This is a genomic window from Streptomyces kebangsaanensis (assembly GCF_001906585.1).
GTDB classification, from domain to species: Bacteria; Actinomycetota; Actinomycetes; order Streptomycetales; family Streptomycetaceae; genus Streptomyces; species Streptomyces kebangsaanensis.
The window spans coordinates 1-26,776 of sequence record NZ_JUJA01000080.1; the positions used below are offsets into that span (position 1 = coordinate 1).

The following is a 26,776-nucleotide window of genomic DNA, read 5'->3' on the forward strand; positions in this document are numbered from 1 at the left end:
CCGGCCGCTCCAGGGCCACCCACTACCGCCGGCTCCGTCCCTCACCACCGCGCAGGCCCCGCTCGCCGCAGGTCCAGCCCTCGGCCCTGACGGCAGAGGAACGGGCTGCGGTACTGGAGCTGATGAACAGCGCCGAGTACGCCGAGCTGCCGCCCGCGCAGATCTGGGCCCGCGAACTGGACGCCGGGCGCTACCACTGCTCGGTCTCGACGATGTACCGGATCCTGCGCGAGAAGGGGCAGTCCGGCGAACGCCGCCGCCAGGCCACCCACCCCGCCCAGGCGGTGCCCGAGCTGGTGGCCACCGCACCGTCGCAGGTGTTCACCTGGGACATCACCAAGGCAGCCGGACCGGTCAAGGGCGTCTGGTATCACGCCTACGTCATCATCGACATCTTCAGCCGCTACATCGTCGGCCACACCGTCGAGCGGGCCGAATCGTCCCGGCGGGCCGAGGAGTTGATCCGCGAGACCATCACCCGCAACGGCATCGTGCCGGAGACCGTGCACGCCGATCGCGGCACCTCGATGACCTCCAAGAAGGTCTCGCAGTTGCTGATCGACCTCGGCGTCACGCGGTCGCACTCGCGGCCGAAGACCTCCAACGACAACCCCTACAGCGAGGCCCACTTCAAGACCACGAAGTACATGTCCGACTATCCCGAACGGTTCGATTCGCTGGCCCATGCCCGCGAGTGGTTCGACGCGTTCATCGCGTACTACAACCACGAGCACCGGCATTCGGGGATCGGCTGGCACACGCCCGCCAGCGTGCACTTCGGCACCGCCGAGGAGGTGCGCGACCAGCGGGCCGTCACCCTCGCCGAGGCATACGCCCGCCACCCCGAACGCTTCGGCCGCCGCCCCCGACCACCCCGGATACCCCAGCAGGCGTGGATCAACGACCCGGCCAGACGCAGGGAACCCGCACCACAAACCTCATAGCGCCCCAACCGTCTCACTGGACTTGAAATCTTCCGGAGCCGTGGCTGGAGAGCGCGACCGGTGCGTGCTCTCGGCGTGCCGACCGGAAGCCTTCGCACGTTGGGCACGGGCGCGTTCTGGGCGCTGCTATACGTAGAGGTCGCGGCGGGGCCAGGCGTGGCTTACTACTGGGCGTCGGGTCCGCGCAGCGCCAGCAGCTTGCCCTGACCGGCCTGTGACCGCAGGGGTCTCCCCGACCCTGCAGGCTTCCCCGCTGCCCGGTGTGTGCCTACGTGGTCACCGGCGCTGCACGCCTGTGCTTCGACTGCACCGGCCGCACTCTTCAGCCCGCCGCCGACCCGCGCTGCCGCTGAAAGGCCACTACTAATCTTGTAGGCGTGGTGTCGTCAGGGTGAGGCCGGCTGCGGCGAGGCATCCGTCGAGCAGATCGCTGCGGTACTGGATCTCTCGGAGGCGGCGGCGCAGGACGCGCATCAGGTGATCCGGGCCGGTGAACGCGGTGTTGCACTGGCCTGCGCGCCGCACCAGTGACCACAGGCCCTCGACCGGGTTGAGATCGGGCGCGTACGGCGGCAGTTGGCAGGAGGTGATCCAGTCGTGGGCGTCGATGAAGGCCCGCAGCCGGGCATCCTGGTGCACGTTCAAGTTGTCCCACACCAGCACGAGCGGATCGCCGAGCTGCCGGTGAGCGGCGGTCAGCAGGTCGCGGTAGTCGGTCCAGGTGAAACTGCGCCGGCCGCCGCGCTTGTGGTCCGCGTGCCGCTTGGGCCGGTAGATCAGGCGCGAGCGTTCGCCGGGCCTGTAGCAGGCCAGGGCGGCGATCGAGATGCGGCGCTGGGAGCGTCCCCGGACCCGGATCACGGGTGTGCGCCCGCGCCGGGCCCAGGTGCGGGCGGTCGGCGGCGTCACTGAGAAACCGGCCTCGTCCTCGAAGACGGTCCAGGCCCCGAGCGCCGCCGCGGTGCTTCCACCATCGGCCAGGTCTCCTTCACCCAGCCGGCCACCGCCGCCTCGTCCCGTTCCAGCGCCCGTCGGGCCGGGATCTGGTGGCTCCACCCGTTGCGCCGCAGCATCTGTGCGATGGCCGAGGGCGTGAGGTTTTTGTGGAACCGGTGCCCGATGAGCGTCTTGATCCGGGCCAGGGTCCAGGTCTGGTCTTCCCAGCCGTGCGCGACCGGCCCTTTGTCCAGCTCCTGTTCCAGCGCCGCGAACAGGTCCTCGCCCAGCTTCGGCCGGGAGGCCGGCCCCTTCGAGCGCAGGGCCTGCCGGCCACCGTCCTGCCAGGAGCGGCGCCACCGCTGCACCGAGCGCACGCTGACGCGTAGTTGCTTTGCGATCACGGGGTTGTCCTGCCCGGCGGCGAACATCCCGGCCGCCTCCATACGGAGGCGTTCGCGAAATGCCCGCCGCTCGGCGGTCAGCCCGCCGCCTTGCGGATACCTCATACCTCCGGCGTACCGCGCCGGCCGTCACCTGTCAGCTCTCTGCGACATCACGCCTACAAGATCAGTAACAACGCTGGATTAATGGGCCTATAAGGAAACGGCCCCCAGGCAGCCGCAACGGCTCTCTACGAGTCCGGCATGGCGGTCATCCCTGAGAGGGCGGTCCGCTCGTATAGCTGCCGCTACCCGCCACGTAGCGCCCGGTAACAGTCTCAGGCGGACCAGACGGAAGGTAGGAGCAGACCGGTCGGCCGGGCCGATCCGGTGGGGGGAACCAGTCCTGAAGGGGCTGTACCGGTGGCTTGCCTGAAATCGACGGTGCCGCCGGAGAACGTCGCCCCCACGAAGCGGATCTCGCCGCCGGAGAACGTCGCCGCGAAGTCGACGGTGCCGCCGAAGAAGCTCGCTGCTGCGAAGTTGACCGTGCCGTAGGAGAACGTCGCCCCATCGAAGTCGACCATGCTGCCGGAGAACGTCGCCCCGTCGAAGTCGACGGTACTGCCGCAGAACTCTGCCCTGGCAATGATGGACTGGTCGATCCCCCAGCTGCCGAAGTCGACTGTGCCGCCGGAGAACGTCGCCCCGGTGAAGCCGACTGTGCCGTAGCCGAACGTCGCCCCGCCGAAGCCGACCGCGCTGCCGGAGAAGATCGCCCTGTTGAAGTCGACGGTGCCGCCGGAGAAGCGAGCCCTGTTGAAGTCGACGGTGCCGCCGGAGAAGATCGCCCTGTTGAAGTCGACGGTGCCGCTGGAGAAGCGAGCCCTGTTGAAGTCGACGGTGCCGCCGGAGAAGATCGCTCCGGTGAAGTCGACGGTGCCGCCGGAGAAGCAAGCCCAGTTGAAGTCGACGGTGCCGCCGGAGAAGATCGCTCCGGTGAAGTCGACGGTGCCGCCGGAGAAGCTCGCACTGGAAAAGTCTCCGCCGTCGAACGTGATGTTCGTGAGGTCGAAGTCATGGCCCTGCCATGAGTGAGGGTGCCGCAGCGGGAGACGGAGGTGGTCGCGGATGAGACGAATGACGGTGTGCCTTACTTCCCGTAGGGCCAGGTAGGTGTGCCGGGCAGCCGCGTCGCCTGTGGGGAGGGCGGCTTCGGCGGTGTAGGGCAGGCGGAGGTAGGCGCACAGTACATCGATGCAGGTCTGCCGCAGGGCACGGGTGGGGGCGTCGTCGGCGAGGCCGGCCAGGGCGTGCACGCCGCCGAGACGGACGGCCGCGGAGTCGTCGCCGAGCTGGCCGACGGCGGTGGTGAAGCGCTCGGTGTGCAGGCGGGTGGCCTCGCGCAGTGCGCCGTCCTCGTCGACGCGCTGGCGCCGGTAGGCAACGATCAGGGCGACCAGGGCGCCAGCCCCGGCGACCACCCCGAACGACAGCTTCACCAGATCGAACAGTGTCTTGGAGTCGATGCGGTGCTCGGGTTTGAGCCCCCGGGCGCCGAGCAGGTCCCACCCGGTGTAGAACACCGCGGCGGCCACCAGCACCGCGGCGGTGAAGGCCAGGACGAGCACGCGGCCGACCGGCCACAGGCGCAGCCCCCGCAGCTCCGTCCGGCGTCGGAACGTAGGTACTCCCATACCCGGTCAGGACTGTTACCAGCGGGCGCCGGTTGCAGCGCCCGACCGCCTGTGTCCCGTCTCATTCGATCTTGCCGCCGAGCGGCGTCCTGACCTGCGGAGAGACAAAGTCGCGTGAGACGTCGATGAGCCGTCGTCTCACTTCATGTTGTCGGCAAGGTGCGTTTCCACCGCCGACGATCGGTGGACGGCGGCACGCTGGCCTGGACTGTCTCACCTGACCTTGTCCCTGACGTGCGAACCGGACCTGGCCAGGTGAGACGGAGACAAAGTCTCGCGAGACGGGACAGCCTGACGGCGAACGGATCGGGGTGCCTCCGTGTGGACTCCGGATAACGAGCTCGTGCACGGTAAGCAGTGGGGCGTCGGGGCCTTCGAGGGGGCTCCGTGTTCACATCTGTTGTGCCTGGTTCAGGTCTGCCATCTGCTGATGTGACAGCAGAGCGGCTACGGCCTGGACGGTGTCGCTCATGTGCTCGCGCCGGCCGAGATGGCGGGCGAGCGTCCGCCAGTTCTTCAGGTGGGCAATGCCGTGCTCGACTCGGATGCGTCGCGAGGAGTGTGCCTTCCTCTGCCGCTCGTGCATCTCCTCGTACCAGTCCGGCGGGTTCTTCTTGAACTTCCGGTGCGGTGGTGTGATCACGCGGCCGCCGGTCTGCGCGCCCAGGCCCTGGTAGCCGGCGTCGGCGAGGATCTCCACCGGGGGCCCTTCGGCCAGCAGTTTCACCAGTCCCAGTTGACGGGCATGGGTGATGTCCGCGCAGCTTCCGGGGCGGGTCGGGCTGCAGAACAGCACACGGCCGTCCTCATCGGTGACCACCATGGTCTTGACGGCGTTCTGCTTGCTCTTGCCGGAGATGAACTTGTCGCGATCCCTGCGCCCGGCAGCCGGCCGGCGGACACGGACTTCCGTTCCATCGATGAGGCCGGTCCTGCCACTGGCACCAAGGTGGTCGACGACCTCGGCCAGGGTCCGCAACCGCACACCAGGGCTGACGGTGCATCCCCGTTCGGCGAGCAGCGGCCGTACCTCACCGATGGCCCGGGTGATGGTGGAGCGGTCCACGCCGAACCAGCAGGCAAGCACGTCATGCGTCGTTGCATGGCGGAGATGCACGAGCGTGACCAGGAGCCGGTCGACAAACACCAACTGGTGCTTCGCTCCGGCGCCCATAGCCCGCCTCCGCGGCCGGGACACCAGCTTGGCCTGGTGCCGTTCGTGCCACAACGGACCTATTTCCGCTACCAGTTCGGCGATCACATCGGCCGACAGACCCGTGATCCTGCGGTCTGTGATGATTGCTGCACGCGTCGAGTTCTCCACCACGTGACCATGATCAACGATTCAGCGGCCGACGCCCCACTGCTTACCGTGCACGAGCTCGTAAGCGTTGTCCCGTAAATGATCTACGGCATGCTGGATGGCCAGCCTTGCTTCCCGGTCACCCAGCGAGGGCGAGGTTGTGGAGACGGGCGATGCCGAGCATGGCGTGGTGGACGCCGTCGCCCTTCAGACGGCAGTCGCGGAGCATCTTCCAGGTCTTCATGCGGGCGAAGGCGTGCTCCACGCGGGCGCGGACCCTGCGGTGTGAGCGGTTGTGGTCCTCTTTCCAGTCCGTAAGCTCGGCCTGACCGCGCTCGCGGCGGTGTGGGATGGCCTGGCCGGTGCCCCGGTAGCCGCCGTCCGCGATCACCGTGGTCCCGCCCACGGCGCCCTTCGCGCCGGACAGCTCCCACGCCTTGCAGTCGTTGCGGTTGCCCGCGACCGGCCGGCCGACGGCGACGACGAGCCGGGTGTCGGCGTCGATGACGACCTGGTGGTTGGTGGAGTACCGGTAGTTCTTCGACTGCTCGGCCAGGGTGTGGACCAGCTTCGCGATGGTCTTTCCCCGGGAACGGCGGTGTGCTGGCGCTCGGCGGCCTCGACCGCCGCTTCAGCCAGGGATCTCGCATTGCGGACCTTGCGGTTGGCCAGCCACTTCGTCAGCCGCGCAACTCCGGTGCGGCGGATCGCGGCCGGGGCCTGATATTCCGTCAGCAGCCTGAGCGGGCCGGTGTTGGTCACGTCCAGGACCCGTTCCAGGGCCGGGAACATGCTCAGCAGGGTGCCGCGCAGCCGGTTCACCACGCGGGTGCGGTCCTCGACCAGGTCGGCCCGGCGTCCGGTCAGCAGCTTGAGCTCGACGGCCGCCTCGTCGCCGGGGCGGATGGGCCGCAGGTCGCGGCGCATCCGGGCCTGGTGGCGATCACGTAGGCGTCGCGGGCGTCGGTCTTGCCCTCACCGCGGTAGCCGTCGGAGGCCCGGCTCACCAGGCGGCCGGGGATGTAGAGGACCTCCTGGCCGTGGTTGACCAGCAGGGCCAGCAGCAGCGCGGGTTCCCCGCCGGTCATGTCGATGGCCCAGGTGACCTGGCGGCCCTCGGCCAGGTCGAGGACATCACCGATCAGTTTCAGCAGTTCGGGTTCGTCGTTGGCGACCCGTCGCGACAGCAGGGTCTTGCCCTCGGCGTCCAGGGTGAGGCCGTGGTGGTGTCCCTTGCCGCTGTCGATCCCCGCCCATATCCGGCTCATCGTGCTCCTGAGCTGCGTGTTCGTGCTGTTCGTGCCACGGACGACCTCGCCAGCATTGCTCTACGCAGCAACTTGTTCGCACTTCCTAATCGGCGGCCGAGTCGTCGTGGGGCGCCGGGCGGCGAAGCGTTTCGAGCCACGAGCGGCAGCCCTCTGACAGCCACACCCGGCACCCCTGGGCGTCCCCACCCTACGAATGGGAGGACCAACCCGGGAAAGAACGTAGAGCCCTCTGAGAGTTCGAGCGTGTGGCTGGGTAAACCGGAGGGAACGCTGCGACAGTTGCGCATTGAGTCGTCCCACCCTCTCGACCCCCGTACGGGAGGGTGGGGCTTCCTTCTGCCTGCAGGGCTGTCCGTGCGGGCACCTACGCTCGACCGTATGAGCAGCCCTATCTCGCTGTCCGCTCTCGCGCCGATCATGCGCAGGATCATGGTGGACACCGTGCAGATCTTCCGGCCCGGTGAGCAGGTGCTGGACCCGGACTCGGGCGAGTACGTACCGGGCCCGGACTTCATCGTGTACGAGGGCCTGGGTGCGGTGTTCGCCGCCGGCGGGCCCGGCATGGTGCTGTCTCTGGAGGGTCAGGTGTACGCGGATGACACCAATGACCGGTACCGGCTGCTGACGCCGTTGGATGCGCCGCTGGCGTCTCGTGAGGACAAGGTGCGGGTCATCCGGGCCACCCAGGATCAGGGGCTGCTCAACCGGGTGTGGCGGGTTCTGGGTATCTCCGAGGCCAACACGTTGGCGGTTGTCCGCACCACGTGGATGGACGAGATCACGCAGTCGACGGGAGTGTGAGCAGTGGACATCGGGCAGGCACGCAATGACCTTGAGGCGCTGATGACGGACACGGTGCGGGTTTCCCGCACGGCCGGTCAGCCCGAACTCGACCCGGTGACGGGGGAGCCTGGCGAGACTCCGACGAGCGTCGTGTACGAGGGGCCGGGTGCGGTGCTGTCCTCGCACGGGCAGCTCGTGGTCGCTCACATCCTCGGCTTCGACTGGCTGTCGGAGGGTGCGGCCTGGTACCGGCTGGTGACCCCTGTGGGGGCGCCGGTCGCGATGCCCGGCGACCTGGTCGAGGTCATCGAGGCCATCAGCCCTGATGGTGCGGAGGGCCGGACGGGCCGTGTCTGGCTGGCTGAGGACGCCACGGAGGCGTCCACTGTGGAGATCTGCCGCACCACCAGGCTCACGGAGCGGATCCTTCACGCGCCCTCCGCGATCTGAGGGGGCTGTCCGCGCCGGTCCGTAGGCTGATCGGCATGGATGATCAGCTGCACCAGGTGCGGATCACCGCCAACCAGGCCACCGCCACATTGGCGCTCGACGGCCGCAACATCTCCAAGATGGTGTCCGGCTACTCGCTCAGCCAGCAGCGGGGGGAGACGGCGGAGGTGCTGCTGTTTCTGTCCCCGCGCGTCACCAACGAGTTCGAGGGCCTGGCCCGCGTCGCCGTGGGCGTGCCCCCGGACCCGGGCCCGGCCGCCGCGGCGTTCCTCTCCGCGATCGATGCGGGCGAGCTGGAGAAGACCGTGCTGTCCCGGCACGACCTGATGGACGGCGGGCCCAACGAGCTGACCCGGGCGATGCTGCGGCTCCTGCAGGAGTGGGCGGCCGGCCAGTGGCAGCCGCAGGAGGTGGGCTAGTGGCGCAGGGCGCGTACAGCAACGCCGCGCAGGTCGCCGCGGCCCTGCAGCAACGTGCCGGGCGAATACTGCCGCAGACGGTGTCGGTGGTGCGGCACTACACGATGCTGCTGGAGACCCGGATCAAAGCGAACGCCAGCGGCCGGCCGGGCCCCAACGTGATCACGGGTGACTACCGGCGCTCGTGGACGCACGAGGTGCACGTGGCCGCCGACTTGGTGACCGGCACCGTCGGCACCAGCAAGCCTCAGGGGCGCCGCCTGGAGTACGGGTATGTCGGCCCCGACAGTCTGGGCCGCATCTTCCACCAGCCGCCCTACGCTCACGTCGGCCCGGCCGTGCAGACGGTGCGGTCGCTGTTTGTTCAGGCCCTTGGTCGGGTCGCCGACGGCAGGTTGCCGTGAGCATGTCGGAGGACCTGCACCAGGCGGTCGCCGGCGTGATGCGCGCCCACGGCTTCGGCCTGGTGTCGCGGCTGGTGTTCGTGGCGGAACTCGTCGACGACAACGGGGAGCTGGGGCTGTTGCGCGGATCGTGCCCCGGCGACATGCCGGTGTGGTCCGAGCTGGGCCTGCACGCGTACGCGGTCACCGACATTGAGGCCTTTGTCACCATGTCCAGGGTGGCGGGCAGGAAGGAGGACGAGTAGATGACTGTGTCGGGGCGTCAGGTGGCGCTCGCAGCGCAGGCGATGCTGCAGACGGCGACCGGCCGCTCCTGCGGGTACGGCACTGCCCCCACGGCGACGTCGCAGCCGACGGGCAACACGATCCCCTACAGCGTGCTGTACGAGCTGGGGCAGACGACCGGGATCGGTCCCTCGCTGGGGGACGCGGATGCGGACGCCCGTGTGCTGTTGCAGGTGTCGTCGGTGGGTACCACCGCCGAGCAGGCGTCACTGCACGCCGACAAGGTGCGGCAGGCGTTCCTGGGGCGGGTGCCCGGCAGCGGGCAGTACCTGAATGCGATCAGCGTCGTGGGTGCGACGGTGATCGGCCGGGAGCTGGAGCGTGAGGAAGGGACGAGTGTCGTCAGCTCCACCTACACTTACGTGCAGCGTTTCGTGGTGACGGTGTCGACGCCGAACACCTGAAACCGGAGCGCGACCTCACCGCGGAGGCCCCTTTTCGCGGACGTCCGGCCACACGGCACGGGCTGACCCCACCTGTTGGGGACGGGCCTCCGTGTCTCTGGGGGCCGGGGTCCCCGGAGAGTGAGAATCCCCCGTGGGTAGCACCCAGCAGCGGTTCATGCGCCGCGGCGTCACAAAGATCTTCTTCCTGAAGGCGATCGCCGCCGCCGACAACGTGCCGACCCGTTCCGAGCTCGCGGCCTCCAACGCCACCGACCTGTCCGGTGCGATCGCCGACATCGCCGGCTGGTCGCTGGCCAACTCCCCCGTCGACACCCCCGACCTGGGTTCCACGCTGACCACGTCGATCCCGGGTGAGGACAAGGCGGACGCCTCCACGCTCACCTTCTACGAGGACAAGACGTCCGAGGAGGTCGAGACCCTGCTGTCCAAGGACGAGGAGGGCTACGTGGTCATCCTCCGCAAGGGCGACATCCCTCAGAGCAAGTCGATGGACGTCTTCCCGGTGCGCGTCGCGGGCCGTGCCCCCGCGTACTCGACGGGCTCGGACCCGGCGAAGTTCACCGTCACGTTCGCCATCTCCGGTACGCCGGAGCTCGACGCCGCTATCCCGGCAGCGGCCTGATCAAAGGGGGATGCCGCATGGCTACACGGAAGACTGCCCAGCCGCCGACGGCCGCGGTCGCCAAGGACGCGCACTGGGCTGCGAAGATGGCGCGGCTGCGCGCCCGGAAGCTGTCCGAGCGCACCATGTCGGTCTGCGACGACGAGGACCTGAAAGCGGCGGTCACGGACGCGGCGCTGGAGCTGGCCAAGGCCCGCGCGGCGGCCCTGGCCGAATGCGCCGAGCAGGGCATCAGCGAGGACAGGCGGGACGCCTGGGTGGCGTCCAGCCCGCAGGTCGTGGCCGCCGACGCGGCCCTGAACAGGGCGCAGGAGGCACTGGCCGCGGCGACGGAGACGCTGACGTTCCGGGCGCTGCCCCGGCCGGTGTGGGAGCAGCTGCTGCGTGAGCATCCGCCGACCGAGGCGCAGGCCGACCAGGGCATGGAGTACAACGTGGAGACGTTCCCGGCCGCGCTGATCTCCGCCTGCCACGTGGAGCGGGACGAGGACGGGACGCAGGTGGAGGGGATGAGCGTCGCCGACGCGCAGGAGCTGCTGGATACCTGGGCCGACCCGGACGCCAAGGCCCTGTTCACGACGCCCCTGCTCGTCAACCAGACGCTGCGGGCGGACCTGGGAAAAGGCTGATCTCCGATCCGTCGTTCCGGGCGGAGATGGAGTTGTGCCACACCTATGGAATACCGCACAGCCGGTTCACGGGGGCCGGGGATGGGCGGTGGACGGCGCTGGATCGGGCGAAGGCGCTGGCGTGGCTGGCGTACACGCGGGCGGTGTGCTCGGGGTGCGGGACGAGGGTGGATGAGTGGCGGCCGGAGCTGGGCGGGGACCGGTTCGCCTATGTCGCCGATGCGAGCACGTGTCCGGGGTGCGAGCTGCTGGCGATGGAGCGGGAGCAGGTGCCGGACGGTCCGGATGGGCGCGGGGTCAAGATCGGGTTGAGGCCCAGACGGGAGCGGTAGGTGAGCAGCGCCTACAACCTGTACGTCAATCTGCAGGCCCAGACTGGCGGGCTGACGGGGGGTCTGCGGCAGTCGGCGACGCAGTTGCGTCAGTTCGACGGGCAGTTGCAGCAGGTCAACCGGACGCTGGTGGAGACGGGTACGGCGACGCAGCGGCTGGCCCGGCTGCAGGCGTCGGCGTCGGCTGACGCGGTCCTCGGGCAGACGCGGGTCACCGCGGCCGTGAACCGTACGGCGGCCGCGCAGAGGGCGGCTGCTGCGGCGGCCGAGCGGTCGGGCAGGGCGCAGGCGCTGTCGGCGCGGCTGGCGGCCCGGGCGGAGGCGGAGCGGGCGGCGGCGGTCGCGGCCGGCGAGCGGACGCTGCGGGCGCAGGCTCTCGCGCAGACGATGGCGGCCCGCGCTCAGGCCGCCACCGGGCGGGGTGCTGCCGCGGCGCAGGCCACCGCGAACGCTGCCGCCGCGGCGGCGACACGGGCGGCGCGGGCACAGGCGCTGCAGGAGGAGCGGGCTGCTGCCGCGCAGGCCGCCTCCGCGCGGACCTCGGGGCTGGCGGCGCGGGCGTCGCAGGCCCGGCAGGCAGCCGATACGCGGGCCGCGCAGACGCTGACCGCACGCAATGAGGCGGAGGCCGCCGCGGCGCAGCGTGCCGCGGCGAACGCTGCCGCGCTGCGGCATGCGCAGGCCGCTGCCGCGGCGGAGGCCCGTGCGGCGTCGCAGGCCCGCATCGACGGCTACCTGCGCACCGGTGTGGTGCTGTCGGCGGTCCTTGCGGCCGGTGTCCTTGGGGCGGTGAAGCTGGAGCGGCACATGGCGGACGTCATGACGATCTCCGAGCAGATTAACGCCTCCAACGTCTCCCATTTCACCGATCAGGTCGTCGACTTGTCGAAGAACCTGACGCAGTCCTCCAGTCAGCTCGCCGAGGGCCTGTACCAGGTGGTGTCGACGGGTTTCGACGGCGCGGAGGCGATGACGATCCTCGCCTCGGCGGCGAAGGGCGCCAGCGCCGGCATGACGACGACGGAGATCTCCGCGACGGCCCTGCTGGGTGTGCTGAAGGCGTACGGTCTGCCCGCGTCGAAGGCCGCCGACGTCATGGACATCATGTTCCAGACCGTCAACAAGGGTGTTATCAGCTTCGAGCAGCTGGCCCTGCACTTGGGTGACATCGTGCCGATGGCCGCGGCGGCTGGGATTAGCTTCGACGAGCTGACCGCCGCGTACGCGGGGATCACGCTGGCGGCTGTTCCGGCGGCGGAGTCCGCGACCGGCCTGAACATGCTGATGACGCGCCTGATGCAGCCCACCACCGAGCTGACCAACCTGATCCGCAAGCTCGGGTATGAGTCGACGGCCACGGCAGTGGAGCAGGACGGTCTGTACGTCGTCGTCAACAAGATCAACAAGGCTACGGGTGGGTCCGCCGAGGCGATCACGGGCCTGATGCACGACATTCGTGCCACCCGTGCTTTGCTGGCGCTGGCCGCCAACGACGGCAAGAACTACGCCGACACCTACCAGGGCATCGCCATTCAGGTGGAGCGGGCCGGGGCCACGCAGAAGGCGTTCGAGCTGCAGATGAACACCACCGCCGGCCAGTGGCAGATGTTCGTCAACCGCTCCAAGGCTTTGGGGATCGACATGGGGCGGGCGCTGCTGCCGGTGATGCAGACCCTCGGCAACGCCCTGTCGACGTTCGCGGGCGCGCTCGCGGATGCGCCGGGCCCGTTGAAGGAGATCGGCGCCGGCCTGCTGGCGCTGTCGGCGACGAGCATGATCGCCCTGGCCGGGGTGACCAGGCTCACGAGGCAGTGGCAGGAGTTCCGGGCGGCGCAGACCGCAGCCCGTTCGGGCGGGTCGATGCTGCCGGTCGCGCTCAAGGGCGCGGGCCTGGCCGTGGCGGGGCTGACCACGCTGCTGACGGTGGGTGTCCTGGCTTATGCGGCGTACTCGGCGTCGAAGGTGAAAGCGAAGCAGGCCACCGACGAGCTGGTGGAGGCGCTGCGCGCGGAGCGGGAGAACGGCGACGCCGGGGCCGGTATCCGCAAGCTGACCGAGCAGCTGACCTCCGGTGACTTCGCCGCGAAGATGCGGGCTGCCGGTGTGGACATCACCGACGCGGTGGATGCGGCCGCCTCGGGCGGGTCGAAGATGCAGGGCCTGCTGATACAGCTGCAGGCGCAGAGCACCGAGTACATGCAGAAGGTCAAGGCGGGCAAGGCGCCCGGCAACCTGGAGTACACGCAGAAGTGGGAAGAGGCGGCGAAGGCGCTGCAGGGCGCGCACGGCCGCTGGTCGAAGGCGCTGAAGGACGAGGCCGCCCTCGCCGCCCAGATGGAGATCATCAACGCGAAGGTGATGCAGGCCAAGTACCAGGCGGGCAAGGCGTGGACGCTGGACCTGCTGGTGCCGCCCGGTCAGGACGGCCTGCCGAAGTACACCGATGAGATGAAGGCGATGGCGCAGGCCCTGGGCGCCATCGTCGACCCGGCGAGGGCGTGGCAGAACGCGCAGGACAAGGTCGCCAAGGCGAACAAGAACGCCACCGCGAGCCTGAAGGACTACCTCAAGGAGCTGCGCGGCCAGGTGCGGGCGCAGCGTGGCTTCCAGGGCAACCTGACCAAGTTGGCCATGTCCGGGTACGGGGACCTCACCGACCACTTCGCCAAGCTGGGTGTGTCCTCGGCGCCGATCCTGGACGAGCTGGTCGCACAGCTCGGCAAGGGCAACACGAAGGTCGCCGACGAACTGGCGGCGATCATCAGCGAGTCGTCGGCCCGCTCGCAGAACGCCTTCCGGGCCGGCCTGAACCAGCTGCCGGCGATCGCCGCCCGCTACGGCAAGAAGATCGCCGCCGAGTTCGCGGAGGCCGCCGAGACCAACGATGCGGGCAAGTTCGGGCGGGTCATGCAGAAGATGGCCGTCACCGACATGACGCGGGCGGTGAAGGCGGGCAGTTCGGCCGCCAGGTCGCAGCTGCAGCGTGGCATGGGCCTGCTGGCGCGGGTCGCTGAGGAGAAGGGCGCGGACGCGGCGACCGCGCTGCAGCGGGCCCTGCTGTCGGGTGATGTGACCACCGCCATGGACCAGGTGCGGGCGATCTGGGGGGCGAACCCGCCGATCACCGAGGGCGACCTGAGCAGTGTGGTGTCCGCGTTCAAGACGGCGGGCGGCAACGCCAAGATCGAGTGGACGGCGATGCTGGAGCTGATCCAGCAGGTGTCCACCCAGAAGGGCTCCGCAGCCGCGCAGGCCCTCACGGCAGCCCTGCTGTCGGGCGACATGAAGGCCGTGGAGACGCAGCTCGATGCGATCGGCGCGAGCGTGCGGAACATCCCCGGCTCGAAGAACATCAACGTCAGCGTGAACCCGCCAGCGCCGGTGTCGGTGACGGTGATCCCGCGTGTGACGCCCGGCTCGGGCGTTCCGTGGGCGAACAAGCCGCAGTGGGCTGATGGCGGCCTGCTGTCGTTCTACGCCGACGGTGGTGTGCACCGGGAGAAGCATGTGGCGGAGATCGCGCCTGCCGGGTCGTGGCGGGTGTGGGCCGAGCCGGAAACCTACCCGGGGGAGGCGTACATTCCGCTGGCCTGGTCGAAGCGGGCCCGTTCCAAGCAGATCCTGGAGGAGGTCGCGCACCGGTTCGGGGCGACCGTCCAGTACAAAGCCCAGGGCGGCCTGTCGGGCTGGACGTACACGCCGACGGGCGGACCAGAGCTGTACTCGCTGTCGTCGATCGCGTCGGACTCGATGAACAAGAAGGGCACCGCCCTCGACCTCGCGAAGTTCACCAAGAACCTGCACAAGTCGGTGAAGGAGGCGCAGCGGTGGCGTAAGGACCTGGCGACGGTGGCCCGCCGCGCCGGCCAGGACGTCGCGGACGCGTTGGAGGCGATGGGCGCCGACGGTGTCGCCTTGACGCACAAGATGGCCACCGGCAGCTCGAAGTACCTCAAGAGCATGTCGGCCGAGCTGAGGAAGCTCGCCGATGCGGCGAAGGCCACCCTGTCGGACTACACCAGCCAGCTCGGCCTGGCCACGAAGCAGACCTCGACGTTCCAGAAGAACCTGACGACGCTGGCCGCGCGGGGCTACGGGGATCTGGCGTCCAGGCTGGCCGACCAGGGCGACCAGGCCGCGCAGGACCTCGCGGCCGAGGCCGTGAAGAACAAGAAGAAGGCCGCGAAGGCCAACAAGGCCTCCAAGGCCGCGTCGGCGACGCTGTCGGATGAGGACCTGGCGGACCTGCTGAAGATCATCGGTGCGGTCAAGACGTCCAAGACGGGCATCCACCAGGTCGCGGATGCCATCGAGCTCGGCGAGGACCGCATCATCGAGGTCGCCAACGCGGGCAAGTCCCGGCTGAAGAAGGCCCTGGGGAAGCGCGCCGAGCGGTTCCTCGCCGACCTGGCGCGGGCGAACAAGGGCCTGTCGTACGCGTCCGGTGGCGTGCTGACGCCGGGCCTGTATGCGACGAGCAACGGCCTGGTCCGGTTTGCGGAGCCCTCCACGGGCGGGGAGGCGTACATCCCGCTCGGGCAGGCGAAGCGGCCGGCGGCGACGCAAGTCCTCGAGGACGTCGCCCACCGCTTCGGCTACACGCTCACCAAGCACGGGGTGACCGGCCCTGGCCGGGTGGACGCCCACCCGGCGGGCGGGGTGCAGGTCGTGGTGGTGAAGGAGACGAACCGGCCGCTGATCGGCCAGATGCCGGTGACCGTCAGCGGTGGCGGGGACGGCCGTACGACGGCGCAGCACATCGGCGCGGAGGTGATGCGGCGCCTGCGTGCCGCGCAGCGAGGAGGCAAGCTGTGACGACCGCTCTAGCCGACTACCAGTTCGACGTCGGCGGCATGGTGATCGGGACGGGCACGCTGCTGCCGGTCGGCGACATCAACGGGATGGGCGCCCCGGGCCGGCGCACCACCGACGTCGACAACCCCACCGACGACGGCGGCTTCCCAGGCGTGGACCTGTTCGGGACGCGGACGCTGGCCATCGAGGCGGGTATCCGCACNNACCCCCGCCAATCCGGCCGCGGCGCTCGACCTGCTCGCCCAGCTGGAGGAGGTCACCGGAAACGACAGCATCCGCAAGACGGCGGGCGCCCTGGCCGTGGTGCGCGCCAAGTGGCCCGGCCGGCCGGTCAAGCGCCTGTACGGCAGGTGGCGGCGCGTGGAGGCCGTGACCATGTCGCAGGCCATCTACGGGTGGATTCCGCTGGCGCTGGAGTTCACGGTGATGGACCCGTGCTGGCACGCGGATGAGTCGCAGTCCCTGACGCTGCCGCTGGACGTCTCCGACGACTCCCAGGGGTTCAAAGCGCCGGTGGTCGCGCCGATCACGACCGGGGTGTCCAACCCGTCGCAGCGGCCCGGCTGGGTCCTCAACAGCGGTAACCAGGGCGCGTGGCCGACGGTGCGCATCGACGGCCCGGTCACCAACCCGAAGGTGTGGGTGGTGGAGACCGGCCGCTACCTGCAGCTGAACACGAGCTTGGCCGTCGGGGAGTGGATCGAGATCGAGACCCGGCCCGGTACCCGCTGGGTGCTGCGCAACGGGTCCGGTAACGCGGCGACGGCACTGACCGCCAAGTCCCGCCTCGACCTGTTCCGGATCCCGCCGAAGCGGAGCGAGATCCGGTGGACGGCCACCGACTACACGAACACCTGCCGCCTGACCCTGTCGTGGCGCGACGCCTACAAGGCCCTGTGAGGACACTGAGATGACGCTGATCCAGCCGCCGATGATGGTCAACGGGGGCACGCATCCCGCCCGCACCATGCGCATGATGATCCGTGATCTGTCGCGCGGATCGCAGGGCGTGACCGAGTACAACGACCTGAAGGTGACCCAGCAGACCACGCCGGGTGCCGGGGTGCAGGTCGCCGACGGTTCCGGGATTGTGCGGGGCGCTGCCTGGGGACAGGGCTCCTACACGCAGTACAACGTGGGCACCGCCCTGGTGCCAATCGCCCCTACGGGGGCGCAGGGCCGCACCGACATGGTCGTGCTCAGAGTCCTCGACCCCGAGTACGAGGGCAACCTCGACCCGGCCCGGGACAACATCGGCTTCTTCGACGTGGTGTCGAATGTGTCGGCGTCGGCGACGCAGCCCCCGGCGGGCATGTCCGCGATACCGCTCGCGCGCATCACGCAGCCGGCGAACTGTGCCACCGTCACCAACGCGATGATCACCGACTTGCGGAAGATCGCCAATCCGCGCAAGGACCGGGAGATCTACGTCGCTTCGCCTCCCGGGGACCAGAACTGGGAGGGCAACATGGGCGGCACATACGTGCAGTGGCCGCCGGCGGCGAAGTGGACGATCCCCGTGCCGGTGTGGGCGGTGAAGGCCCGCATCGTGTTCACTGTCGCCGCAGTGCAGGTCATCAGGGGCAACGTGTGGGGTCATGCCACGTTCAAACTGGGCGCCTATCAGGGCCAGAGCATCAACTTCGACACGGGCGCTTTCACCGCCGGCGACAAGTCCCAGCGCGTCAACCTGATCTCCGCCGACACCCTGAATGTGGCCGCGTCGATGCGGGGCACCAATCAGGTTCTGCAGGCCATGGTCTCCCTGAACACTAAGGAGGCCGGCTACCTGCAGGCGGACACGGCCACGACCGCGATCGCGGACGTGGAGTTCCAGGAGGGCGTGTACTGACGTGACCTCCTACCGCTACCTGACGTGCGACGCGGTGTCCGGGCAGGTCCTGGCGTGGGATCTACCGCTGTCGGACGTGGCCTACGGGCCAGAACTGAACGGGCCGGGGCAGCTGCAGGCCACGCTGGAACCGCACCTGGCGCACGTCCTGCCCAGCATGGTCGACCCCGGCAACACGCTGATCTTCGCCGAGCGGGACTCGAAGCTGATGTGGGGCGGCCTGATCTGGCGGGCCGATCCGGTGGGCGGCAAGTATCCGATCGAGGCAGCCGGGTTCGGCTCCTACCCCCGCAAGCGGCACGACGTCCACGGCAACCTCGCGGGGCGCGGCCCCTACACGTACGCCGACCCGTGCAAGCTGATCCGGGATGTGTGGGCGTACTGCCAGGCCCAGCCGGACGGCAACCTCGGCGTCGGCGTCGACTCGACCACTTCCAAGGCGACGATCGGCACGCCGGCCGAACCGTACGCGTCGACGTGGTGGGAGACCCGCACGCTCGCGGACATCATCGATGACGCGGTCGGCGTGTTCGGCGGCCCGGAGTGGACCGAGCAGGTGTCGTGGGTGGGCGACAGGCCGGAGCGGCGTATCCGGCTGGGCTGGCCGCGCCTGGGGACCCGTCGCACGGATGTGTCGTTCACGACCGGCGTGAACATCGCCTCCCAGCAGCCGGTCATCTACGACGGCGACTCCAGTGCGCAGGTAGTGGTCGCGTTGGGCTCGGGGGAGGGGCGGGCCCGGCTGCGTGCCATCGACGCGGTACGCGACGGTCGGCTGCGCCTGGAGCACGTGCTGGACCTGCCCACCATCAAGGGGCAGGACCAGTTGGCGTCGAAGGCCCGCACGTCGCGGATCGCCCGGCAGGCCCGCGGTGCGATCGAGCAGGTCGAGCTCATCGACCATCCGGCCGCCCGGTTCGGCTCGTTCGCTGTCGGCGACGACGTGTGGGTGCAGGTCCACGACGAGTGGACCGACTACGACGGTTGGGCGCGGGTGACCGGATGGACACTCACGCCGGCGCAGGGGGACCAGCAAGAGCGCATGACGGTGAGCCTGGCGCGCGCCGACTCCTTCATTTACGGAGGCTGAACCCCTGTGGCTAACACAGTTGCTGATCTGGCGGGCAGGATCGCCGCCCTGGAGCGGCTGGTGCGTGACCTGTCACGCTCCAGCCGCCTGGCGAACTCCTCGATCGAGAACGGTGCCCTATCGGTCTACGACGAACTGGGCTTGTTGCGCGGCAGTTGGGGCCTGCAGGGCGACGGCACGGTCGGTATGGCGGCCGTCAACGGCCCGCCCCCGCCCGTGCCGAGCACGCCCACCATCACCTCCGTGCTGGGGGGTGTCGCCGTCACCTGGGACGGGTCGTTCGCCGACGGCAGCGAGGCCCCGGCCGACTTCTCCTACGTGGAGGTCCGCTTCTCCCCCACCGCCGACTTCGCCGACGACAAGCTGTTCGCCGCGTTCTACTCGGCCACGGGCGGCACGATGACCGTTCCCGCTGGCGGGCCGCTGTGGGTGCGCCTGGTGTGCGTGTCGACGTCGGGCGTCGAGTCCGAGCCGTCACAGGTGGCGGGCCCGGCCGGGCCGCTGCCGGTGGTCGCGCAGGAGGTGCTGGACGGCATCGTCAACGAGCTGTCGCTGGCCGATGGTGCGGTCACCCGGGCGAAGCTCGAAGCGGGCGCGGTGGACGGTACGGTCCTGGCCGATGGTGCGGTCACCACTCCGAAGCTCGTCGCCGGGCAGATCGACGGCCTGGTCCTCGCGGCCGGCACGGTCAACGCGGACCGGCTGGTTGCGGCCAGCATCACCGCGGCGCAGGTCAAGGCGCTGAGCCTCACTGGTGACCGGCTAGAGTTCAACACGGTCACCGCCGCCCAGTTGGCCACAGGGACGATCACCGCGGCGTCGGGTGTGATCTCTTCCATCGACGCCAGCGTGATCACCGTGGGGAAGATCAAAGCGTCGCAGATCGACGCGACCAACCTGGTGATCTCGGCCGCGAACGTCAACGGCACGGTCGCCTCGGCGACCACGGCGGGCAGCGCGGACACGGTCACCGGGTCGATCGGCTCCGGGGTAATGCTGCCGCCCACCCAGCTGGGCACAGGGCAGATCCCACAGAGCACCACCATCAACGGCGCGTCCATCCTGACCGGCACCCTGGACGCCGCCAGCATCAAGGCGGGAACGATCTCCGTGGACCGGCTCGCGGCCGGTCTGGCCGGGCAGGTCGGACAGAAGTGGTACGACTTCGGCGACGACGCGCCGAAGTGGCTGCACAGCGGTGGCGGCACGATGACGACGGTCGCCGCGCCGAACGCGCAGTCCGGCGGCAGCGTGATGAGGTGCGCCGGGTTCATATCGGGCGCCTACCGGACCGACGTGCGGATCCCCTTCGATCCGTCGGTGACGTACCGGGTCAGTGTGCGGGTGCGGCAAACCGTCGCCAACTCCACGCCGGGCACGAACCAGAGGTTCTTTGCGGGCGTGGCCGGCGTCGCCGCGGACGGTGTCACCTTCGTCAACGTTAACGGCGCGAACGCCGTCAGCAGCCAGTTCTATGTGGCGGCCAACGGCGAGGATCTGGTGGCCGGCGGGGGTTGGGTGACGTACACCGGCTACATCAAGGGAACGACGGCGAGCCCGTCGCAGTCGGCCAGGCCGAACGCGAACGCACCCGGCCCGATCCACGCCAACGTCCGCTACATCACACCGATCCTGCACTGCAACTACACCGGGGGCAGCGGCACGGCCGAGGTGGACATGTTCACCATCGAGGTCTGCGAGTCCGGCGGTATCACCGCAAGCAACATCAAGGCCGGGGCCATCGACGGGCAGACGATCACGGGCGCCGTCGTCCGGTCTGTCCGTTCCAACGGCTCGGTGGCCGCGGTCATGGCGCCGGATGTCGGCGATGGGGAGGCGGGTTTCCGGACTACGTCAGCCGACGGCAAGACGTACGCCCAGATGCAGTCCGGGGAGGTCACGTTCGGCGCGGCCGGCGTCGACCAGGTCCTGCCGACCGGCATGACCGGCGAAGCGTCCGGCGGCACCCTGCACCTTCAGTCCGGTGTGATCGAGGGCGGTGCACAGGCGCACATCATCCTGGCGAGCGGAGACAGCCCGCTCGCCGCCGGCGACGGCGCACCGTACATCGCCCTGGAGTGGGACGGGGACAGTGGGCCCAAGGATCCGGACATGGTGGTGGACGTGGCCGGAGTCCTGCTGCCGCGGAACATGGAGTGGGGGCGGGTGTCGATCAACCCGGTGGCCGGCGTTCCGACATCCGTGACTGTGTCCGGTCTCCGTGTGCGCGGCAAGTCCTTCACCGGGTTCGCCACCGCCGTTACCACCGTGCCCGGTACGACCGTGTCCGGCGTCGGGGTGTCATCCGTGTCGGGCACTTCGCTGATCGTGTGGGTCACGCGTGCGAATGCCTCAGCAACGAACGTCAGTTGGGCCGTCTTCGGGAGATGACATCGTGGAAGAAGAACCGGTGATGATGAACATCACGTGCCACACCGTGGGGTGTCCGGTAGCAGAGGTGACGTTCACCGAGCCTATGTGCGCCAACGCCAGCCCGCCGACGTTCCGGGCTGTGTGCGGGCAGTGCGGCCAGGCGGTCACCGACCTGGTGCCGGCGTAAGCATGCGCGGTCTTCGCTCTGCTGCCTGACACGGCGGTGCCCCGTGCCCGTAGACTCTTGGGTGGCGCGGGGCACGCCGAGTTGAGGAGTGCGCGGTGACGCAGCCGCCGAGCGCCGAGCCCACCCTGTGGGAGCTGCACCGCACACTTCAGCTGTTGCGGGAAGACCAGAGCGACGGCATCAAGCAGCTCCGTGACGATCTGCGCGGCGACCTGGCCGCGATGAGCGCCCGCTTCGAGGAGACCGTCACCAAGGAGGTCTACCAGGCCGATCAGCGGCTGGTGGCCCAGCGGCTGCAGGCCCTGGAGGACGGGCACAATGCGGCGATTCAGGCCCGCGACACTGACCGGCAGCATGCGGCCGCCACCCGCAAGTGGGTGGTGTCGGCGTTCGTTGCGCCGCTGCTGCTGATGCTGGTCCAGCTGTGGCTGACCAGCAGGCAGGGTGGCGGCCCGTAGTCGGCGTCCGCCTACGGCATCAGAGCTTGTTCATCGGCGCGGGGCCGAAAGGAAGACCGATGCTCAACGCCATCGACATCAGCAGTCTGCAGCCGCATCCGAAGCTGGACGGTGTGGACCTCGTCATCGTCAAGGCGTCCGAGGGCCGCACCTACGCCAACCCGCTGCGGCGCGACCAGGAAAAGGCCGTGAGGGGGGCGGGCAAGCAGATGGCCTGGTACCACTTCCTGTGGCCGGGCAACATCCAGGCGCAGGCCGAGTGGTTCATCAAGTGCGCGGACCCCAAGCCCGGCGACGTCCTGGCGTGCGACTGGGAGACGACGACCTCGCGCACCGCGGCAACGTGCGCGGAGAAGGACGCGTTCCTCGCCGCGGTGAAGAAACTGCGGCCCAAGCTGCGGGTCATCCTGTACTGCAACCTGGACTACTGGAAGCGGCACGACACCACCTCGCAGTGCGGTGACGGCCTGTGGATCGCCGACCCGGGCGCCGCGGCGGGCAAGCCGCGCGTGCAGCACCCGTGGCTGATCCACCAGTACGGCATCCGGAACAACACCGACGTCAACGTGGTCAACTTCGCCACGGTGCAGGCGTGGAAGGACTGGGCGGGCGCGCCCGAGCCGGAGAAGGAGCGACCGGCGCCGAGGCCGACACCGCCCGCACCGAAGCCGGGCCCGTACACGCCGCCGCCGTTCCCGGCCGGTCTGGCGCCGGGCAAGTCGAAGCCGTCGGCGAAGTCGCTGCAGAAGGCGCTGCGCGCGGCGGGGTTCCTGCAGATCAGCGACGCGGACCTGTCGGACACGTACGGGCCGCGCACGCAGGGCGGTGTGGGCCGCTTCCACAACGCGCACCCGCAGTACCGCTCCAAGGGCGTGAGCTACGACCCCGCGATCGGGCCGCGCGGCTGGGCGTTCCTGTTCACCCTCGCCTACGGCCGCAAGTGAGGCCGTAGTGGACGCTGCTGACGTCATCCGCCGGTTCACGTTCCATCCGGCCGACACCGACGAGCGCCGCCAAGCCCACGAGGACATCCGCTCCGCGTGCCTGGAGCTGGCGCTGATGCTGCACAACGAGCTGCCCGCCGGCGCGGAGAAGCAGTCGGCGATGTTCCGCCTCGAGGAAGTCATGTTCTGGGCGAACGCTGCGATCGCCCGCCAACCCAAGGAGTGAGAGTGCTGTACCCGTTTCTGCTGTCACTGGTGCGGACGTTCGGGCCGGTCGTCGCCGGGTGGCTGATCACGCAGGCTCTGCGCCTGGGCGTGGCCCTGGACGGGCCGAAGCTGGTGTCGCTGATGACGGCCGGGTTCGCCATCGCCTACTACGCGGTGTTCCGTCTGGCGGAGATGCACCTCAGCCGCCGCTTCGGGTGGCTGCTGGGCTGGGCGGCGCCGCCCGAGTACAAGAGCCCGCAAGACTGATCCGGCCCCGGACATGACCAAGGCCCCCGCTTCCCAGCGGGGGCCTCGACCTCTTGGAGGGCTCCAGCGTAGCAGTGCCGGACACCGGCACCCCCGGCCGCGCCAGTTAGAATCTAACTACAGAGACGTGAAGGGGGCCGTGTGGTGGCGAGGAAGCCGTTCCTGGCCGGCAGGCAGGAGTTCGCCGCCCTGTACGGGGTGCAGGGGAAGGTGGTCACGCAGTGGGTGAACCGCGGTGTTCTGGACTATGAGCATGCGGTGATCGTGTCCGGGTCGCCGTACTGGCTGCTGTCGTTCGTGCGGGGGTTCGGGCAGATGACGCCGCGGCCCAAGGAGCTGGACGAGCGCGCCCTGCAGCAGCTGGTGGCCTCGCAGGAGCCTGGAGTGTGGGCGCGCAGCAAGGACGAGGTGCCGCCCCTGGTGGGCCTGCAGGAGGCGACGGCCCTGTTCGGGATGTCCACTCAGCAGAACCTGTCTGCGGTGGTGCGCCAGGGCCGCTTCGCGCCGGCGGACTACAAGCTGTCCGGCTCGCCGCTGTGGCTGCTGGACACGCTCATCGAGGCCGCGCCGGCTCTTAGGGAGAAGTCCCGCACCGTGATGTGGGCGATCGTGCCGCAGGTCGAGGCGGCGCTGCGGCAGCGCCGCTACACCGGCCCCGGCTCCGTCATCGTCCCCCGGGGACCAGCCGCAGCAAAGGCCGTCTGACCTGCACAAACAGGGTGACACCAAACCCAAAGGTGGGTAGAATAAGAGCACCGGCCCGGAGTGGGCCGGTGCTCTTTGCCTTTGGAGGGAACGATGCGCGCTGTGAGGGCTGCCGCCCGGTCGCCGACCGCCGGGCGCGGGTTTACGGGTACCGCGCTGGTTGATCACGTCAGACCCTTCCTGAAAGATGTGCCACACCATTCGTACGGTGTCCACACTTCCGGGGGTCTTGTGCCCATCCACCAGCAGGAGCAACTGCCCGACCTGGACGACATCCAGCGCGTCCAGCAGCCCGTCATCGACCCCGGCCAGTCCATCCAGGAGCGGTTCGAGGCGTTCCACGCCCTCAACCCGTGGGTGCTGCGGCACCTGGAGCAACTGGCCGCCGACTGCGTCGCCAAGGGCTTCCGCAGCGTCGGCGTCGGGATGCTCTTCGAGCTCCTGCGCCGGCGCTACGGCGAGGCCACCCACGGCGACGCGTTCCGGCTGAACAACAGCTACCGCAGCCGGTACGTGCGGTTTCTGATCGAGCGCCGCCCCGAATGAGCGCGGCTGTTCGAGACCAGGGCCCTGCGCACCGCATGACACCAACGACCCCTTGGAGCAGCCCAGATGGACATCAAGCTGAAAACCCGCAAGCCGACCGGCATCGTGCCCTGGCCCCTCATCCTCATCGAAGGAGACGAGGGCGCGGGCAAGACCTTCAGCGCCGCCGAGTTCTCCGCCTCCGACCTGATCGGCCAGATGTACTGGATCGACCTGGCGGAGGGCAGCGCCGATGAGTACGCGGCGATCCCCGGCGCCGACTACCTGATCATCGACCACGACGGAACCTACCGGGACATCCTTGAGCAGATCCGCGCCGTCCACACCGAGGCCCGCCGCGCCGCTCTCGCCGGCGAAAAGCCGGTGGTGCTGTCCATCGACTCCGGGACCGCGCTGTGGCGGATGCTCAAGACCTGGACCAACGAGCGGGCCCGGCGCGGCAGGAGCAACGCGCAGCGGCTGCAGGACGACCCGGACTCCGCGATCGAAGTCGGCATGAACCTGTGGAACGACGCCACCGAGCGGTGGGTGGACGTCATTCACCTGCTGCAGACGTTCCCCGGCATCGCCATCATCACTGCCCGCGGCAAGCAGATCACCGCCATCGACGACAACGGCAAGCCCGTCACCGACAACCGCGGCCGTGTCCTGCGCGAGTGGAAGGTCCAGGCGCAGAAGGACCTGGCGTTCGACTGCTCGGTGTGGGTGCGGATGCGCCGGGGCCGCGCCCCGCAGGTCATCAAGGCCCGCTCGCTGCAGCTGCGCGTCGAGGACGGCAAGCCGCTGACCCTGCCGGACTTCACCGTCGAGGACCTGGTCTTCAACCGGCTCGGCTGCTCGCTGGCCTCACAGCCCCGCCAGATGCCCGCCCTGGTCGGCGACCGGGTGCAGGGCTGGCTCGACGACCACGAGGTGGAGGACCTGCGGGACGTCGAGCGGCTGCGCGAGCTGTGGTGGGAGGCGGCCGACGACGATACCGGCCTGACCCGCGCCGAGATCGTCTCCATCCGCGCCGCGATCGAGCGGAAGGTCACCGAGCTGGAGAACCCGCCCACCGAGATGGGCCAGGGCCCGGCCGGCGACGCCGACAAGCTGCGGGCCGCCGTCGAGCGCAGGGCCGAGGAGGAGGGCAACGAGCCCGACGACGAGCCCGACCCGGACCGGCGGCCCGTCCGCAAGGCGGAGCCCGCCAAGCGCACCGCCAAGCGAGCCCCCGCCAAGAAGGCCGCCTCCAAGCGCACCGCCGCCGCCCGTAGCTGACCCGCCCCCATTCCTTTGGAGCAGATGATGACCGCTCAGCCTGTGGAAACCTCTGTGGACGCGGTGCCGTCCCTGTGGGTGGCCGCGCACGACGTCGACGCCAGACGGCCGCGTTCCCTGCAGCGCCAGCTCGGCGCGTCGGACACGGTGTGCGAGCGCCGCGCCGCCTACATCCTCGCTGGGACCGCCCCGACCGACGAGACCGACAAGCGGGCCGCGATCCTCGGCACGTACATCCACGAGGGCCTGCTCGGTGCCGCGCGCACCGAGTACGGCTGGCTGGTAGAGCGTGCCGTCGCCGACGACACGATCAAGGGCCACATCGACGCCGTGCAGCTGGACGAGGAGACTTCGGCCCGCGTCCCCGCCCGGCACCGGCCCAAGGTCCCGGCCGCCGGCGGGGTGACGGTGGAGGACGTCAAGACCAAGACGACGTTTCTGTGGGACAAGGTGCGCCGCTACGGGGCCACCGAGGCCGAGCTGAGGCAGGTGTACTTGTACGCCGACCTGCTGCGCACGACCGGCTTCCAGAACGTGCGCGGCCAGCGGTACCTGGCCAAGCTCGGCCCCCTCGACGTGGCGCGGATCCGGTTCCGGTTCGTCAACCGCGACAACGGCGAGGAGCACGTCCAGGAGTTCGACTTCGACCCGATGGAGGCCACCCGCGCCCGCTGGTGGGTGCAGCGCGTCCGCGAGCTGAACAGCCCGGAGGAGGCGCGGCGCGACTTCGACGGGCCGGGCCTGGACGCGATCTGTGACCACTGCCCGTACATGACGGCCTGCTGGGGCCTGCCCGAGCGGCCCGGCACCCCGGTGCAGACGGTCCTCATCCACGACGACGCCGACCGCGCCCAGGCCCTCGCCGACTACGTGCGCGGACACGAGCTGGAGACCCAGGGCAAGAAGCTCAAGGCGCTGGCCCGCAAGAAGCTCGACACCTCCCCGGCGGGCGCGTACGGCCGCAACGAGCTGGCGTGGGGCGGCGGCAACCCCAAGTGGGACCTCGACGTGGAGGCGATGGTCGACCTGCACGAGGAGGCGGACATTCCGGTGCCGATGGTGCCCGACGAGAAGCGGATGGTGGACAACCTCAAGGCGGCGGGCCTGGCCGTCCCTGAGCACAAGTCCTCCCAGACCACGCCCCGGACCATCATCGTGCGGCCCTTCAAGGCCTGATCGGACTGCCGCCGCCCGCCCCGTCCGGGGC

General features: G+C 69.6%; 26 protein-coding genes and 2 pseudogenes. 23 read left to right on the forward strand and 5 right to left on the reverse strand.

Annotation, left to right across the window (positions count from 1 at the left end; genetic code table 11):
• Nucleotides 1-944, forward strand: a 944-nt coding sequence (locus RH94_RS11800; protein ID WP_143203998.1) for a DDE-type integrase/transposase/recombinase, incomplete at its 5' end; no start/stop codon positions are given.
• A 363-nt stretch (nucleotides 945-1,307) separates the two neighbouring features.
• Here RH94_RS11800 and RH94_RS46975 read toward each other — a convergent pair.
• From RH94_RS46975 to RH94_RS39540, 5 genes and pseudogenes are all read right to left on the reverse strand, one after another.
• A protein-coding gene (locus RH94_RS46975; RefSeq protein ID WP_456154166.1) for an IS630 family transposase occupies nucleotides 1,308-2,389 on the reverse strand; the annotation gives its coding sequence in 2 pieces (ribosomal slippage) (nucleotides 1,308-1,864 and nucleotides 1,864-2,389; 1,083 coding nt in all).
• A 212-nt stretch (nucleotides 2,390-2,601) separates the two neighbouring features.
• On the reverse strand, nucleotides 2,602-3,960 hold the full coding sequence (locus RH94_RS11815) for a pentapeptide repeat-containing protein (protein ID WP_073947564.1): 1,359 nt from the start codon (nucleotides 3,958-3,960) through the stop codon (nucleotides 2,602-2,604).
• A 391-nt stretch (nucleotides 3,961-4,351) separates the two neighbouring features.
• Nucleotides 4,352-5,287 (reverse strand): transposase family protein, encoded by a 936-nt coding sequence (locus RH94_RS11820; protein WP_107428683.1) that lies wholly within the window; start codon nucleotides 5,285-5,287, stop codon nucleotides 4,352-4,354.
• Nucleotides 5,288-5,402: 115 nt separating this feature from the next.
• Nucleotides 5,403-5,825, reverse strand: a pseudogene (locus RH94_RS41295) (transposase); the annotation flags it as partial.
• A pseudogene (locus tag RH94_RS39540) lies at nucleotides 5,808-6,531 on the reverse strand (IS110 family transposase); the annotation flags it as partial. The pseudogenes RH94_RS41295 and RH94_RS39540, both read right to left, overlap by 18 nt.
• 381 nt (nucleotides 6,532-6,912) lie before the next feature.
• On the opposite strand from RH94_RS39540, the gene RH94_RS11830 reads away from it, so the two are divergent.
• The 22 genes from RH94_RS11830 (at nucleotide 6,913) to RH94_RS11935 (ending at nucleotide 26,745) form a co-directional block, all read left to right on the forward strand.
• Entirely contained in the window at nucleotides 6,913-7,335 is a 423-nt protein-coding gene (locus RH94_RS11830; RefSeq protein ID WP_073947566.1) for a DUF6093 family protein, read from the forward strand.
• Nucleotides 7,336-7,338: 3 nt separating this feature from the next.
• Nucleotides 7,339-7,767, forward strand: a complete 429-nt coding sequence (locus RH94_RS11835) for a DUF6093 family protein (RefSeq protein WP_073947567.1) — start codon at nucleotides 7,339-7,341, stop codon at nucleotides 7,765-7,767.
• A 35-nt stretch (nucleotides 7,768-7,802) separates the two neighbouring features.
• Nucleotides 7,803-8,186, forward strand: coding sequence for a hypothetical protein (locus RH94_RS11840; RefSeq protein WP_073947568.1), 384 nt, complete (start codon nucleotides 7,803-7,805; stop codon nucleotides 8,184-8,186).
• A complete protein-coding gene (locus RH94_RS11845) occupies nucleotides 8,186-8,590 on the forward strand; it encodes an HK97 gp10 family phage protein (RefSeq protein WP_073947569.1) in 405 nt (134 codons plus the stop codon). Before RH94_RS11840 ends, RH94_RS11845 begins: the two co-directional genes overlap by 1 nt.
• A gap of 2 nt (nucleotides 8,591-8,592) precedes the next feature.
• Nucleotides 8,593-8,835, forward strand: a complete 243-nt coding sequence (locus RH94_RS11850; protein WP_073947570.1) for a hypothetical protein — start codon at nucleotides 8,593-8,595, stop codon at nucleotides 8,833-8,835.
• Entirely contained in the window at nucleotides 8,836-9,279 is a 444-nt protein-coding gene (locus RH94_RS11855) for a hypothetical protein (protein ID WP_073947571.1), read from the forward strand.
• 133 nt (nucleotides 9,280-9,412) lie between these two features.
• Nucleotides 9,413-9,904, forward strand: a complete 492-nt coding sequence (locus RH94_RS11860) for a phage tail tube protein (protein ID WP_073947572.1) — start codon at nucleotides 9,413-9,415, stop codon at nucleotides 9,902-9,904.
• Nucleotides 9,905-9,921: 17 nt separating this feature from the next.
• Nucleotides 9,922-10,533 carry a hypothetical protein gene (locus RH94_RS11865; RefSeq protein WP_143203999.1) on the forward strand — a complete coding sequence of 204 codons (612 nt, stop codon included), beginning with the start codon at nucleotides 9,922-9,924 and terminating at the stop codon, nucleotides 10,531-10,533.
• A gap of 332 nt (nucleotides 10,534-10,865) precedes the next feature.
• Nucleotides 10,866-15,680 carry a phage tail tape measure protein gene (locus tag RH94_RS11875; protein WP_073947575.1) on the forward strand — a complete coding sequence of 1,605 codons (4,815 nt, stop codon included), beginning with the start codon at nucleotides 10,866-10,868 and terminating at the stop codon, nucleotides 15,678-15,680.
• The coding region (locus tag RH94_RS43115) for a hypothetical protein (RefSeq protein WP_234425707.1) at nucleotides 15,677-15,882 on the forward strand (206 nt) is incomplete at its 3' end. The genes RH94_RS11875 and RH94_RS43115, both read left to right, overlap by 4 nt.
• A 224-nt stretch (nucleotides 15,883-16,106) precedes the next feature.
• Nucleotides 16,107-16,580, forward strand: coding sequence for a phage distal tail protein (locus RH94_RS46615; protein WP_407697300.1), 474 nt, complete (start codon nucleotides 16,107-16,109; stop codon nucleotides 16,578-16,580).
• A gap of 10 nt (nucleotides 16,581-16,590) precedes the next feature.
• On the forward strand, nucleotides 16,591-17,532 hold the full coding sequence (locus RH94_RS11885) for a hypothetical protein (RefSeq protein WP_073947577.1): 942 nt from the start codon (nucleotides 16,591-16,593) through the stop codon (nucleotides 17,530-17,532).
• Between the two features lies 1 nt (nucleotide 17,533).
• A complete protein-coding gene (locus RH94_RS11890; RefSeq protein ID WP_073947578.1) occupies nucleotides 17,534-18,622 on the forward strand; it encodes a hypothetical protein in 1,089 nt (362 codons plus the stop codon).
• Between the two features lie 6 nt (nucleotides 18,623-18,628).
• Nucleotides 18,629-21,013, forward strand: a complete 2,385-nt coding sequence (locus RH94_RS11895; protein ID WP_143204001.1) for a phage tail protein — start codon at nucleotides 18,629-18,631, stop codon at nucleotides 21,011-21,013.
• Nucleotides 21,014-21,277: 264 nt separating this feature from the next.
• Nucleotides 21,278-21,640: a hypothetical protein gene (locus tag RH94_RS11900; protein WP_073947580.1), complete on the forward strand. Its 363-nt coding sequence runs from the start codon at nucleotides 21,278-21,280 to the stop codon at nucleotides 21,638-21,640.
• 59 nt (nucleotides 21,641-21,699) lie between these two features.
• On the forward strand, nucleotides 21,700-22,584 hold the full coding sequence (locus tag RH94_RS46325; RefSeq protein WP_073947581.1) for a glycoside hydrolase family 25 protein: 885 nt from the start codon (nucleotides 21,700-21,702) through the stop codon (nucleotides 22,582-22,584).
• A 7-nt stretch (nucleotides 22,585-22,591) separates the two neighbouring features.
• Nucleotides 22,592-22,810: an Acb2/Tad1 domain-containing protein gene (locus tag RH94_RS11910; RefSeq protein WP_073947582.1), complete on the forward strand. Its 219-nt coding sequence runs from the start codon at nucleotides 22,592-22,594 to the stop codon at nucleotides 22,808-22,810.
• A 2-nt stretch (nucleotides 22,811-22,812) separates the two neighbouring features.
• Nucleotides 22,813-23,058 carry a hypothetical protein gene (locus RH94_RS11915; protein WP_234425708.1) on the forward strand — a complete coding sequence of 82 codons (246 nt, stop codon included), beginning with the start codon at nucleotides 22,813-22,815 and terminating at the stop codon, nucleotides 23,056-23,058.
• A gap of 141 nt (nucleotides 23,059-23,199) precedes the next feature.
• On the forward strand, nucleotides 23,200-23,763 hold the full coding sequence (locus tag RH94_RS11920; protein ID WP_073947583.1) for a hypothetical protein: 564 nt from the start codon (nucleotides 23,200-23,202) through the stop codon (nucleotides 23,761-23,763).
• 231 nt (nucleotides 23,764-23,994) lie between these two features.
• Entirely contained in the window at nucleotides 23,995-24,309 is a 315-nt protein-coding gene (locus RH94_RS11925; protein WP_107428685.1) for a hypothetical protein, read from the forward strand.
• A gap of 66 nt (nucleotides 24,310-24,375) precedes the next feature.
• Nucleotides 24,376-25,569: an AAA family ATPase gene (locus RH94_RS11930; RefSeq protein ID WP_073947584.1), complete on the forward strand. Its 1,194-nt coding sequence runs from the start codon at nucleotides 24,376-24,378 to the stop codon at nucleotides 25,567-25,569.
• A gap of 42 nt (nucleotides 25,570-25,611) precedes the next feature.
• Nucleotides 25,612-26,745 carry a PD-(D/E)XK nuclease family protein gene (locus tag RH94_RS11935; RefSeq protein ID WP_234425709.1) on the forward strand — a complete coding sequence of 378 codons (1,134 nt, stop codon included), beginning with the start codon at nucleotides 25,612-25,614 and terminating at the stop codon, nucleotides 26,743-26,745.
• The last annotated feature ends 31 nt before the right edge of the window (nucleotides 26,746-26,776 follow it).